At 33.9% G+C, this 11,998-nt stretch carries 10 protein-coding genes, 1 tRNA gene and 4 pseudogenes; 8 read left to right on the forward strand and 7 right to left on the reverse strand.

Annotated features, from left to right (window positions below; genetic code table 11):
* Positions 1 to 680: 680 nt before the first annotated feature.
* The 3 genes from ACFIM8_RS07865 to ACFIM8_RS07875 are packed head-to-tail and all read right to left on the reverse strand — an operon-like array spanning position 681 to position 1,715.
* Entirely contained in the window at positions 681 to 896 is a 216-nt protein-coding gene (locus ACFIM8_RS07865; protein WP_375607387.1) for a hypothetical protein, read from the reverse strand.
* Complete coding sequence (locus tag ACFIM8_RS07870; RefSeq protein WP_375607388.1) at positions 829 to 1,056, reverse strand: hypothetical protein; 228 nt, start codon at positions 1,054 to 1,056, stop codon at positions 829 to 831. The genes ACFIM8_RS07865 and ACFIM8_RS07870 overlap by 68 nt, the downstream gene beginning before the upstream one ends.
* On the reverse strand, positions 1,053 to 1,715 hold the full coding sequence (locus tag ACFIM8_RS07875) for a lysozyme (protein WP_375607389.1): 663 nt from the start codon (positions 1,713 to 1,715) through the stop codon (positions 1,053 to 1,055). The genes ACFIM8_RS07870 and ACFIM8_RS07875 overlap by 4 nt, the downstream gene beginning before the upstream one ends.
* A gap of 1,031 nt (positions 1,716 to 2,746) precedes the next feature.
* Between ACFIM8_RS07875 and ACFIM8_RS07880 the strand changes: the two are divergent.
* Positions 2,747 to 2,947 (forward strand): annotated as a pseudogene (locus tag ACFIM8_RS07880) (helix-turn-helix transcriptional regulator).
* Between the two features lie 83 nt (positions 2,948 to 3,030).
* Here ACFIM8_RS07880 and ACFIM8_RS07885 read toward each other — a convergent pair.
* Positions 3,031 to 3,106, reverse strand: a tRNA-Thr gene (locus ACFIM8_RS07885).
* Positions 3,107 to 3,594: 488 nt separating this feature from the next.
* Here ACFIM8_RS07885 and ACFIM8_RS07890 point away from each other — a divergent pair.
* Complete coding sequence (locus tag ACFIM8_RS07890; protein WP_375607396.1) at positions 3,595 to 3,657, forward strand: hypothetical protein; 63 nt, start codon at positions 3,595 to 3,597, stop codon at positions 3,655 to 3,657.
* A gap of 605 nt (positions 3,658 to 4,262) precedes the next feature.
* On the opposite strand, the gene ACFIM8_RS07895 is transcribed toward ACFIM8_RS07890, so the two are convergent.
* Positions 4,263 to 4,595: a hypothetical protein gene (locus ACFIM8_RS07895; protein WP_375607390.1), complete on the reverse strand. Its 333-nt coding sequence runs from the start codon at positions 4,593 to 4,595 to the stop codon at positions 4,263 to 4,265.
* Between the two features lie 164 nt (positions 4,596 to 4,759).
* Between ACFIM8_RS07895 and ACFIM8_RS07900 the strand changes: the two genes are divergently transcribed.
* From ACFIM8_RS07900 to ACFIM8_RS07920, 5 genes are all read left to right on the forward strand, one after another.
* Positions 4,760 to 6,187 carry an amino acid permease gene (locus ACFIM8_RS07900; RefSeq protein WP_375607397.1) on the forward strand — a complete coding sequence of 476 codons (1,428 nt, stop codon included), beginning with the start codon at positions 4,760 to 4,762 and terminating at the stop codon, positions 6,185 to 6,187.
* A 40-nt stretch (positions 6,188 to 6,227) separates the two neighbouring features.
* Complete coding sequence (locus ACFIM8_RS07905) at positions 6,228 to 6,908, forward strand: energy-coupling factor ABC transporter ATP-binding protein (protein WP_375607391.1); 681 nt, start codon at positions 6,228 to 6,230, stop codon at positions 6,906 to 6,908.
* Complete coding sequence (locus ACFIM8_RS07910) at positions 6,905 to 7,561, forward strand: energy-coupling factor transporter transmembrane component T family protein (RefSeq protein WP_375607392.1); 657 nt, start codon at positions 6,905 to 6,907, stop codon at positions 7,559 to 7,561. Before ACFIM8_RS07905 ends, ACFIM8_RS07910 begins: the two co-directional genes overlap by 4 nt.
* The gene (locus ACFIM8_RS07915) at positions 7,558 to 8,115 is read left to right on the forward strand and encodes a biotin transporter BioY (RefSeq protein WP_375607393.1); all 558 of its coding nucleotides are present in this window, start codon (positions 7,558 to 7,560) and stop codon (positions 8,113 to 8,115) included. Before ACFIM8_RS07910 ends, ACFIM8_RS07915 begins: the two co-directional genes overlap by 4 nt.
* A gap of 238 nt (positions 8,116 to 8,353) precedes the next feature.
* Positions 8,354 to 8,920 (forward strand): biotin transporter BioY, encoded by a 567-nt coding sequence (locus ACFIM8_RS07920; protein WP_375607394.1) that lies wholly within the window; start codon positions 8,354 to 8,356, stop codon positions 8,918 to 8,920.
* A 27-nt stretch (positions 8,921 to 8,947) separates the two neighbouring features.
* Here ACFIM8_RS07920 and ACFIM8_RS07925 read toward each other — a convergent pair.
* Positions 8,948 to 9,119 (reverse strand): annotated as a pseudogene (locus ACFIM8_RS07925) (single-stranded DNA-binding protein); the annotation flags it as partial.
* 727 nt (positions 9,120 to 9,846) lie between these two features.
* Here ACFIM8_RS07925 and ACFIM8_RS07930 point away from each other — a divergent pair.
* Positions 9,847 to 9,900: pseudogene (locus ACFIM8_RS07930) on the forward strand (hypothetical protein); the annotation flags it as partial.
* A 619-nt stretch (positions 9,901 to 10,519) separates the two neighbouring features.
* On the opposite strand, the pseudogene ACFIM8_RS07935 reads toward ACFIM8_RS07930, so the two are convergent.
* Positions 10,520 to 11,998, reverse strand: a pseudogene (locus tag ACFIM8_RS07935) (helicase-related protein); the annotation flags it as partial.

The following is an 11,998-nucleotide window of genomic DNA, read 5'->3' on the forward strand; positions in this document are numbered from 1 at the left end:
TAAAATAGTAAAGCAATATTTTTCAAGAAATTGCTAGGCAACTTTTGAAAGTAAAAAAGCTAAGTTAAAAAATAAAAGCAAAAATGGTTGTTGGTTTTCTCAATTGGAGTTGCATGTCATTTCCCATATAGGGAATTTACCTATAGAAAAATTAACAGCCAAGATCATTCACAATGTTTTCCCGCCACTTTAGCATGAAAAAGCAGATAAAGTGCGAAAGTATTTTCCTTATCGTCAACATCATTATTATAATTAGGAAGCTGAAGCAACGTCATTTACAAATCACATAAAAGCCTTACCATTATTCATTATATAGCTCCATAGATTGCTTTTCTTCAAGCATGCAAGCTTCTAGATGTTATTTTTGTTGAAAACAGAACCTTTGTTGTATGATCAGTTCTTTGAACGACGATAGTAGTGCAATCCATAAAATCTTTTCTCACCTTCTTTTGATAGGATAACAAAGATGCCCATAGAATACATCAATAGACTCAATCATTTTACACAAACATAATCTGTTGAATCCTTTCGCTTCAACTCAGACATCTCCGTTACTCTAATAAAATCCAATCGATCACCAGAGTGTTTTAACCTTTTAAGTTCTTTTACTTTTAGTCTGAATATATCCACCTTTTTCAAATCGTTTCATTAATTAATGTTTCAGAGGAGTTGTATCTTTATCACTTTATTTTCCGTTTATCTCTCCAACCACATAAACGTTCACCTTGTTCGTTATGTTTTAAAATATCTCTCGCCAAATTTGAACTAATGACATTGATATCTTGTCGATTCAAATAAATTGGCAGCCATCCAATACAAGAAGTTCGTTCATTCGTCGCGCAACCAGCTAGAAAGCTTAGTGCGCACATCAGCATCACTTTTCTTATTAATTTCATTTTCTACCTCAAGCCGTGTTGTCGCTATCTTGAAATCTTCTTTTGTTTGCTTTTGCTTCTCAATTTTTTTCCCAAGAAAAAAGGCTTTGACTAAAGCTATAAGAAAAGCTGCTATGAGCGCTGACGTCATTGTCAGATATTTTTTTATCCATAAAATCATAGGCGGTGTTCCTGAAAACGTTTAGCAATGTATATCATAGCTGTACAAGCAGCTAAAACCATAATGCCTGCTAGAACCCATTGAACAGGACCATTTCCTGCAAAAAGACCTCCAAGCCCTGAAAAAGAACCTATGATTGGTGCAAGAGCTTCTACTTTGCAAATACCTGTTACACCTTCTGGTTCTACTACATGATAATTGGGGGCAACATGAGCTCCTTTTGCCCACAATCCTGCTTCGGTTGCTCGGCGATTGACAAGACCTTGGATACGTTTTCCTCCCACTCTTGTCCATTTTTGCAATTCGGTTGGTATCGCTTCATATTCACCTTTATTAAGCTTTTTCAAAAGTGTAGAACTGCGAAATGCTGTGATTCCTACATTATAGCAAAATGATACTAATGCCGCGAATTGTTCATCGTTTAAAGGAACGGTAACGGCTTTTTCAACAACAGCTTCATACTCCCTCAAGTCCTGACGAAGGATTTTTTCAGCTTCTTTTTCCGTAATTTGCATATCTTTGTGAACGCTTGGAGCACCAGCAGCACTTGTATGTCCATAACCAATTGTCCAGACACCACCAGAATCTTCATAAGCTGATAAACGCAAGCCTTCCAATTGCTTAATCAATACAAGCCCTTCTTTTGATATTTTTCGCATTATTTTTACCTATAAAAAACTACACAAAGCAGGATATGAATTAAAAACTTACATCTACTCATTTTTAAGAACAGAACAGCGAAAGGGCATAATAAATTCAAAATATCCATAGTGAATTATTTTAAGATCCATATCATTTTTTGAATAAAGATTATGCTAAATACTATTCATTTTACAGTAATTGATCTCCATCTAAAGACAATAACTTTATAATAACTCCATTTATAATCAGATAGATTTCACTCATAAATTCTTACAGTTGATCTAGAATGATTTAGAAGAACTTTACTTGAAAAAACTTCAATAATTCCGATGACAAAAAGCATTTTTAATAAAAAATAAGAGACATAATAATTAATGAAATAATTAGGTGTTGATTTTTAAGTAATTTCAAAAGTCATAAATTGCACCACAGAATTTTTTTTATAAAAACAAAAAAACATTATAATTTAACATTATATATCTAAAAATTATCTTAGAATCAATAAAGCGTATACATAACGTGTTATACATATTTAATAAAAAAATCTATAGTTAAATTAACTATTCTTTGTTTTTTCCCCTAATTGCTTAATTCCATTAAAAAGTACCTTTACGAAGGGTTTTAAATAAACTGTTACATAACAACATAATGGATATTTCTCCTCTCTTACAGTCTGTTTCCAACTGAAACAATATATTAGTGGAGCATATTCAATATATAGACCAATGGTATTTGATAGTTTTTTTAAGAATATTGTACTGTAATAATTTTGAACAAGTAGTTCGGTTTCATATATTTTCTTTTTCATATGAAGCATTTGGTGGGGCGTTTGGGTTTGGGTCCAATGGTGTCATCTTTGTCTGGTGTTGTATTGGCTACGTTTCCAGCAGCCTCTTAAACAAATCAATCAAGCTATTGAAATCTTTTTAGAGGCAATAGCACAAGAGACACAAAAGATTTTGACAAAAAGCTGCTTGAAAATATAGGAAGTTCTCTCCTCATAGCATCCCAGCCCATTTACATAACATAAAAAATAAAAAGGCAATGGATGATATTTGATGATGGCAATAGATATGTAACAATCCATGAGTGTGCACAGCTTTTTAGTATATCCACAACAACGATTCGCAATTAGATGCTTCAGAGGGGGCCGGAGCCATATAAGCTAGGGTGAGCAGTGAGGTGGAGAAAGAAAGAGGTTTTAGCATTTACTCCAGAGAAAAATACGGAGCAAATAACAAGAGATTAGATAAAATTGTATAAATCCTAGAAGGTGGTCTTTAAACAGATAGTTAAATAAAAAATATATATATTTCAACATCTTAAGAAAGGTGGTGCCGCATGCCGGATTCGAACCAGCGACCCCATCATTACGAATGATGTGCTCTACCAACTGAGCTAATGCGGCATAGGTTTGTAAGTCAATGAGACAAAACTAATTTGAGGGTAATAGCTAAAAGTACGTATAAAAGCAAGAATGCATTTTTTCAATAATTTATACATATGATAATAATTTGAAGGAGAAGTATGTAAAAGTCAGAGAAAAGTATTCTTTGACCTTAATGCTATAAAATGCTTTCCAATTTATGATAGCACTTAAATTAAGAAGCTGGGAATGTAGATCTTTAGAATGAAAATGGTGTTAAGATAACTTAATCAAGATAAAAAACTTTTCTGATTTTTAAGAAAGAAATTTGTTGCATAGAGTGATTGGGAAAATAAAGATCATCATAAACCTTTTATAATGTGCAAATAGATGAGTAGAATTAGTTGAAAAGTTACTTCTCATTTTTATGGGAAGAAGAAGGGAGGAGGATTAATAACATTAATCACGTTTTTTTTATTTAAGGGGAAGTAAAAATCATGTCGGATGAAGATCGGCTGATAGAACTAGAAATGAAGCTAGCTTACCAAGAAAAATTCATTGAGGAACTTTCTCGAGAGGTAACTAATCAATGAAAAAGTTTGGATGAGATATCTAAAAAGTTGATATTTTAGCGAGACGATTTTCAGATTTAAAAGAACAGAGTGTTACTGAAGCTGTTATCTTACCATTTTCTCAATAGGGAGAAGGTGCGAAATATTTTTTATCACAATTGCAATTATTTACAGATGAGTTTTTATTTCACGCATTTTGTTAGACTTGTAGAATAATTTTTATAAGCTTCTTCATTAATTTTAATAAGTTCTAATCTTATAAGGAGTGCTGATATTAGAAGACGTTTTTTATATGGGGTTTCTAGTACGAAAATTAAGAAAAGTTTTTGTAGAGTATAAAGAAGAAGCCATAGAAGAATATATGAACTGCAATATTTTAAGTTTTTTCTGTACAGAGTTTTCTTATAGGTGGGAGGTAGATTTATTCGCTAATTTTTTAAAATTGATACAAATAAAGTGATGTTATCGTTATCTATAGAAATCATAAGTGAGCGCCTATATTTATAATAAAGCGTTTTAATTTGTTCTGATGATCAAGTGATTTTCAGTTGTTTTAATAGAGTGAGGGGGGGTAAGCGACATCGATTATGTTATAGTACACAAAGCTCTAGAAGTTTTTTTCAAGATCAAATGGACTCTTTATTATATGATATTTTGTGAAAAGGCTTTTGTTTTTCGTAATTTAAGATACAAAATACTATTGCTAAAGCCCCAAAGATAGACCATGCGGGTAAATAAGTAAGAGTAATGCAAATTGAGGACAGAAAATCAGGCATTACCTTGCATAGAGATTGATTAAGGTGATAGATATCTGTTTGCAGAAGGTTTGTTAAAATTTTATTAAAGGGGGTTGTTGTCCAATGTGATGTGATTACAGAGTGTGCGTTATCAATGACCAATGCTATAATGGTTAGTGTAACGAAAATGAAGGACATTAATTTAAATAGAGGGTGGAGCATATTTTTTCTTAAAACTTCAACGGGACATACGTATAATGCACAAAAAAATAAGGAGTTGCATTATGATAAGAAAATAAGTTTACGTTTGTTTTGTGTTTTTTGAAAGAGGTGCCTAATTTTTCAATAAAAGTTGAGGTTAAGTTCAACAAAAGTAGTGAGGCATGATGTCTGAAAAAAAGCACGAGGAATTGAAGCGTAGCCTTCAAAATCGCCATATTCAAATGATTGCTTTAGGTGGCGTTATTGGGACAGGACTTTTTTATGGGTCAACCGAGGCAATTCAATTAGCTGGTCCCTCAGTTATTTTATCTTATCTTGTCGGCGGGCTTATTATGTATTTCATTATGCGAATGCTTGGTGAAATGTCAGTAGAAGAACCGTCTTCAGGAGCATTTAGTTTTTTTGCTTATAAATATTGGGGGAGATTAGCTGGTTTCATAACAGGTTGGAATTATTGGTTTCTTTATATTCTTGTGAGCATGGCTGAACTTACAGTGATAGGGTTTTACCTTGATCATTGGACTTTGATTGATCATTGGAAGACATCTTTCATTGTTCTTTTATTTGTTACATTTGTTAATTTGTTTAATGTTCGTTTTTATGGAGAATTTGAATTTGCTTGCGCTTTGATCAAAGTGGCTGCTGTTATTGGTATGATTATTTTTGGAATTTTTCTCATTGTCACTGGACTAGGGGAAAATCAAGCGAATATTCATTATCTTTGGGACCATGGCGGTTTTTTTCCTTATGGAGCAGTAGGGGTTGTTTTAGCAACTTCTGTAGTAATGTTTTCTTTTGGAGGAACGGAGCTTATTGGTATTGCTGCTGGAGAGGCATCTAATCCACAAAAAACAATTCCAGCGGCTATTCGTCAAGTTATGTGGAGGATTATAATTTTTTATATTGGTTCTATCAGTGTTATTATGATAATCAGCCCTTGGAATATGATTGGAAAAAAAGGTAGTCCTTTTGTCACAATTTTCGAGACTATAGGAATTCCTGCTGCTGGTCATATTTTGAATTTTGTGGTGATTATGGCTGCTATTTCTGTTTACAATAGTGGCATTTATTCTAATGGCCGTATGCTTTATAGTTTAGCTGTACAAAAAAATGCACCACATATTTTTAGTAAACTGAGTGCTGCTCGTGTTCCTTATATTGCTATCCTTTTTTCATCATTATGTACGGCGTTGATTGTCGTTGTTAATGCTCTTGTTCCTGATAATAGTTTCATGCGGATCATGGCTCTTGCAACTGCAGCAGCAGTGATTACTTGGGCTATTATTGTTATTGTTCATTTGAAATTTCGCAATGCCCATAAGAACAGAAAGGGCGATTTTATTTATGCGTTTGGTTTATATCCTTACGCTAACTATCTTTGCCTCTGCTTTCTTGCTTTATTATTTTGCATTATGTTTGTCAGTGGTTTTGGGAAAAATGGATTGATGACTCGACTTTTTGATATGATAGGAATAAGCTTGCCTTTTCTTGAAGCATATATTCCTGTACAGATGCCTGATATGAGTTTGGCAGTCATTATTATTCCTCTATGGTGCTTGTTATTACTTTTAGGTTATAAACTGAAACGATAGAGAAAGAAGAGCTAATAAAAGGGATTGATTGGAATAAGCCTTGGGGATTATAAAATTTGATGAGGTAACACAAGTTTTTGGTGATTTGTGTGTTTTAAGAAATATTACTGTACAGCTTACCGAAAGACGAATTGCTATTATAGGTGCGAATGGTTCTGGAAAAAGTACATTTGTTCGCCTTATTAATGGGCTCCAATTACCATCTCATGGCTGTGTAAGCGTTGATGGGCTTGATACAAAACGCGACGCAAAAGCAGTAAAGCGTAAAGTTGGATTTGTTTTTCAGAATCCCGATAATCAGATTGTTTTACCATTAGTTGAAGAGGACTTATCCTTTGGTCTCAAAAATTTAAAGCTTAATAAAGATGAAATTAAGGAGCGTGTAGATGAAATTTTACAGCGCTATGAACTTCAAGATTTCAGAAATCACGCTGTCCATTTATTAAGTGGTGGGCAAAAACAACTCGTTGCTATTTCCAGTGTAGTTGCAATGAAACCAGACTACATTATTTTTGATGAGCCGACGACATTACTTGATTTGCGAAATAAGCATCGCGTTACGCAAGTGATAGAAGAATTACCACAAACGGCAATAGTTGTATCGCATGATTTAGAGTTTTTGAAAAAGTTTGATAGAGTGCTGGTTTTTGATAAGGGGGATATAGCAATTGATGATGTACCTTTTGTTGCTATAAAGGAGTATATAAGAAGAATGTCATGATCGGTTTATATATTCCGAGGGATACATTTATTCATAGGTTAAGTCCTGGAGTTAAGTTATTATTTCTTACGGCCTGTGGAACTTTTATAATAATGGTTTCTTCCATAGCGCTTCTTGGGTTATTTCTATTGTTGGTCATCTTATTCTATAGAGTCGCCAAGATCCCTTTCAAAACTGTGATAAAGCAATTTAAATCGATGGGATTGCTTTTAGTTCTTCTATTTGTATTTCAAACTATTTTTAGCGGTTGGCTTACGGGGGTTGAGGTCATATTACGTCTTGTTATCCTCTTTTCTTTATCATCAGTTATTTCATTCACAACAAAAGTTTCAGATATGGTAGATGCAATTGAAGCAGGCCTCCAGCCCTTTCGTTGTTTTGGTATAAATCCATCAAAAGTGAGTATGGTTATCTCTATGGCGATCAGGTTTATTCCTCTTTTGAGTGAAAAGTTTAATGAGGTACATGAAGCACAGCAAGCAAGGGGACTTAATACTAACATTGTCGCTCTTGCGATACCTTTAATTATACGGACTATAAGAATGGCTTCAGAAGTGGCTGAAGCATTGGAAGCGCGTTCTTATGATGCTGATACTATTGATACAGCATCTCATAATAATAAAAGTTTTTATAATAAAAGAAGAATCAAATGAATACAAAAGATTTAGTTTATATTGCTTTATTTGCCGCTATTTATGCTATTTTGGGCCTTTTCCCTTCTATTTATCTTCCTTTTCTTCTAGGGGTGCCTATTACAGCTCAATCGATGGGACCGATGCTAGCAGGGTCTATACTTGGGGCAAAAAGGGGTGCTTTAGCGTCACTCCTTTTTCTTGTTCTTGTTGCGATTGGATTACCTCTGTTGCCTGGTGGTCGTGGTGGAATAAGTGTCTTTTCAGGAATTGCAAGTGGTTATTTAATAGGTTTTCCATTTGCCGCATTTTTTATTGGTTTAATGGTAGAGTTGTTTTGGCAGCGGTTAAATTTTATAACATTATTTATAATAAATACTTTTGGTGGCATTGGGATAGTTTATTCTTTTGGTGTTCCATGGACAGCGTATATGACCAAAGTTTCTTTACTGAAGGTTTTAATGGCTTCATCAGTTTTTTTGATAGGCGATTGTTTAAAAGTGTTGATTGCATCCTTTATTGCACTCGCGATTAAAAGATCTGTTCCTCTAATTCATTCAAAGCATAATAACTAAAATAAATGCATTATATAATATTCATATATCACTATTATTGAATTTAACTATAGTAATTTATGATGTAATTAAAAATTGTAGAATCTAATATGATTCATATAAGTGATATTATTAAAATAAATTATTATAGTATTTTTCTCTATATCTAAGGTATTTAAAGTGTACTTTTATAAATCTGATACTTTTTATTAATTGTACAACAATAACGAAATATTTTCCCTAGTGAAGGAATAATTCAGTGAATACAAAAGATTTGGTTTATATTGCTTTATTTGCCGCTATTTACGCTGTTTTGAGTCTTTTCCCTCCTATTTATCTTCCTTTTTTGCTGGGTGTCCCTATTACAGCTCAGTCTATGGCTCCGATGTTAGCAGGATCTATACTTGGAGCGAAAAGGGGAGCTTTAGCATCACTTCTTTTCCTAGTTCTTATTGCGATTGGGTTACCTCTATTGCCTAGTGGTCGTGGTGGAATTAGTGTTTTTTCAGGAGTTACGAGTGGTTATCTGATTAGTTTTCCATTTGCTGCATTTTTTATTGGCTTTATGGTAGAATTGCTTTGGCAGCGGTTAAATTTTATAATATTATTTATGATAAATATTGTGGGTGGCATTGGGATAGTTTATTCTTTTGGAATACCATGGGTAGCTTATATGACACAGGTCCCTTTGCTGACAGTTTTAATAAGTTCATTAGGTTTTTTGGTTAGTGGTTTCTTGAAAGTGCTGATTGCATCCTTTGTAGCGTTGACCATAAAAAAAACCGTTCCTCTCATTCATTCGAAAAAAGGGGCAGTTCTGTACTGAAGAACAAATTTTTCCAAATTTCTGTAGATTAAAAAGCACCACGGAATACCATTTTGTTTTGTCTACTTTTTTATTGGTATTTTTATCTGCATAGCTCTCAGAGGTAGCCATACGAAAATTGAATGTTTAGGCACCAAAATTCCTTTTTGCTTTCAGGAGCAGCTCCCAAATAGCCAATTAATATCGTTTTATTTAGCATGCTTGTAAGTTTTATTCGATTTGCATATTATATGCATAAAGCCATAGAATAATTTATTATTTTTTTATATTTTTAGTTAATTAATCACTAATTTTTAAAGTATTAAATTATATTAATTGTACCAAAACATGGATAATTAAGTGTTTATCTAGAACTCTTGATGTATATAATACCCTTATAAATGTATTAATATAAGGTATAAAAATGAGATTTGAATGGGATGATGCTAAAACAAAAAGTAATCTTAGAAAGCATCATGTAAAGTTTTGAAATATCTGCATATGTTTTTTCTGATCCATTCTCCATGGCTAACCAAGACCGTATTGAAAATAGAGAGTATGGTTAGCAAGCTTTAGTGCTTGTGGAGGTTTTTATTACTATTCGTAGCGCATACTGTCCATGACAATAAAGATGGTATAGAGGTAATGCGTATTATTTCAGCTCGACGAGCCAATTTGAAAGAGAGGAAACGTTATAAAGAAGAAAGTTCGTTATGAAATTGAGGTAGGTAACTTATCAGTTTTGACAGATAAACAGAGACTTGAAATTGATAAATTGGCTGTAATGTCGGATAGTGCAATTGATCATAGAGATATTCCGTCACTCAATGATGTGTTCTGGAAAAACGCCGTTTTCAATCCATTCTATAAACCACCCAAAACTGTCACAACAGTGCGAGTGGATTCAGATGTGCTAGCGTGACTTTAAAAGTCAAGGGAAAGGATATCAAATGCGGATTAACGCCATTTTACGTGATGGCATGCTTCGTTTAATGTTTTAATTTTTCCTCCACTTAAAAGCAGGGAAGGGGAGTCATACTCTGAAAATCTAAGCAGCTTTCACTGCAGAGTTCTCTAAAACTCGTATTGCTTCTGCAATTAAAATTTTATAGCTTTAATTCTCAGCTAAACGATTCTAAACAATGAAATATATTTTGGATACACTACCTTCTCATAACCACTAAGATAACTTTGGCAGCACCTACTATCTGATAAGACTATAGACATTGTAATTATGTTAACTTTATGAATACCCTTAACTTCTTTTCTTATAAATATAGAATAGATCCAGCCCCAGAATTAGTTAATAACAGTGGTGCTGATAAATTTTTAGAGGAAGGAACGTATTATTTTAACCGTGATAATCAATGTGCTACCTTAGTAATCGAAAAGTTTTCTGTGAACTCAAAGATCTGCTATTGGATTTATGTTTTAACGGGAGAAAATAGCCCTTATAATCCTGAAATAATTGATTCTGAAAACGACTTTCAGAATATTCCTAACCCACGTCCTAGAAAATATATTGAACAAAATAAGCAATATTTTGGAGTTTTGATTCCTGTAGAGTTCACTCTTTTTTCTTCAAATAAAGAGTTAAATAAATTCTTGCAGCTACACTACAAAAAAACTTTCATAAAGGTTTATAATAAGATTCTGTTTTGCATGAGTTTCGGTAATCTCTGCTGTACAGAACGTGACGCTTTTGTAAAATTTATCAAGATCTTTCGTTTTCTCTTCGATATTGGTTTTATCAAGTTCTGTTAAGATTTTTTTCCATTGCTTGCGAAATGGCATTGTTTTGGACAAATTCATTGCCCTCAAACAAAGCTTCAAACACGGGACGCGTGACAAGATGTTGTGCTAACATCTCAATCGCTTCCTCTTGTTTTATTTCACTGTTTAAGTTGTTCTCTAATTCCTTATGAAATGCATCAAAAGCTTCACTGTTTTCATCAGAAAGCAAGTTTTGGAGATGCGTGATATGGTTTTGTGCAATCTCAGCAACATTGCCCGCCCAATTTTCCCAATAATCCGCAATAGCAAATTTCTTCGCAAGAAGGGTTTTTAGAGCATTAGGAAACTCTTTATAAAAAGGTAATCTTCCTGTTACGCTATGAATAGTTTGTGGTTCATGAGCGGCTTTTCCAATCTCAAGATCCATATGTTCTGATTTTTCATGGATATGAAGTTTATCCTCAACCGCGGTCATGCTCTCTAAGGCTCTAATCTCCAAAACATCACTAACGTCTTGCCCTAAAATCATCTGGTTAAGGGTGATTTCAAAATTCTCATCATGAGCAAGCAAAGCATTGATCACTTGCCAGACAACACTGTATCTTTTGTTGTATTTTAAAGCCTGTTCAGCAGAAACTTCAGCAGGGATCCCAACGGGTAAAATGATATAGCCTCTTTTCTTGCTCTTTGCACGACGCATGATACGCCCCACCGCCTGTATCACATCCACATGACTTTTACGCGGGTGTAAAAACATGATGGCATCAAGAGCAGGGACATCAATCCCTTCAGACAGACACCGAACATTGCTTAAGATCCGACAAACATTTTGCCCCGCATCTTCTTTAAGCCAATCCAATTCCTCATTGCGTTTTTTGACGCTTTGCGTTCCGTCAATATGTCTTACTTCACAGTTTAGAAAGGGAACCGTTTGAAGGAAATCATCAATATGAGATTTGATAATTTTATTGAAAAGCTTTGTTATATATTGAGAGGTTTTGATATCTTTGCAAAAAGCTAAAGCACATTGCATGGGCTCTGTATCATCATCATCAACAGCGGCTTGCTTATCTATTTTGGTAAGTGCTCTATAACAGCCAATAATTTTTGCCGCATCATCTAAATCAATTTCACGGTTTTCATTGACAATAATCTCCTGTATGGCTGGTGTGATATAGGTTTCATTAATACCCAAGACCACAATCTTGTAAGGAGTTAACAGTTCATTATCGACAGCTTCCGCGAAGGTATAATGATGAAGTTGTTTTCCAAAAAGCGTTTCGTCGTTCATAGATGCGAGAACGGCATTAATCTCATCAGCGCGCCTTTTAGCAGTGTCACTAAAGATTTTAGGCGTTGCTGTCA

The sequence above is a fragment of the Bartonella sp. AC535YNZD genome, from assembly GCF_042196625.1.
In the GTDB taxonomy this organism is placed as follows: domain Bacteria; phylum Pseudomonadota; class Alphaproteobacteria; order Rhizobiales; family Rhizobiaceae; genus Bartonella.

Excerpts from the sequence above, each read along its gene's own strand:
- ACFIM8_RS07875 (WP_375607389.1), bottom strand. The coding sequence starts at position 1,715 with ATGCGAAAAATATCAAAAGAAGGGCTTGTATTGATTAAGCAATTGGAA.
- ACFIM8_RS07900 (WP_375607397.1), top strand. The coding sequence starts at position 4,760 with ATGTCTGAAAAAAAGCACGAGGAATTGAAGCGTAGCCTTCAAAATCGC.
- ACFIM8_RS07865 (WP_375607387.1), bottom strand. The coding sequence starts at position 896 with ATGAAATTAATAAGAAAAGTGATGCTGATGTGCGCACTAAGCTTTCTA.
- ACFIM8_RS07915 (WP_375607393.1), top strand. The coding sequence starts at position 7,558 with ATGAATACAAAAGATTTAGTTTATATTGCTTTATTTGCCGCTATTTAT.
- ACFIM8_RS07910 (WP_375607392.1), top strand. The coding sequence starts at position 6,905 with ATGATCGGTTTATATATTCCGAGGGATACATTTATTCATAGGTTAAGT.
- ACFIM8_RS07895 (WP_375607390.1), bottom strand. The coding sequence starts at position 4,595 with ATGCTCCACCCTCTATTTAAATTAATGTCCTTCATTTTCGTTACACTA.
- ACFIM8_RS07870 (WP_375607388.1), bottom strand. The coding sequence starts at position 1,056 with ATGATTTTATGGATAAAAAAATATCTGACAATGACGTCAGCGCTCATA.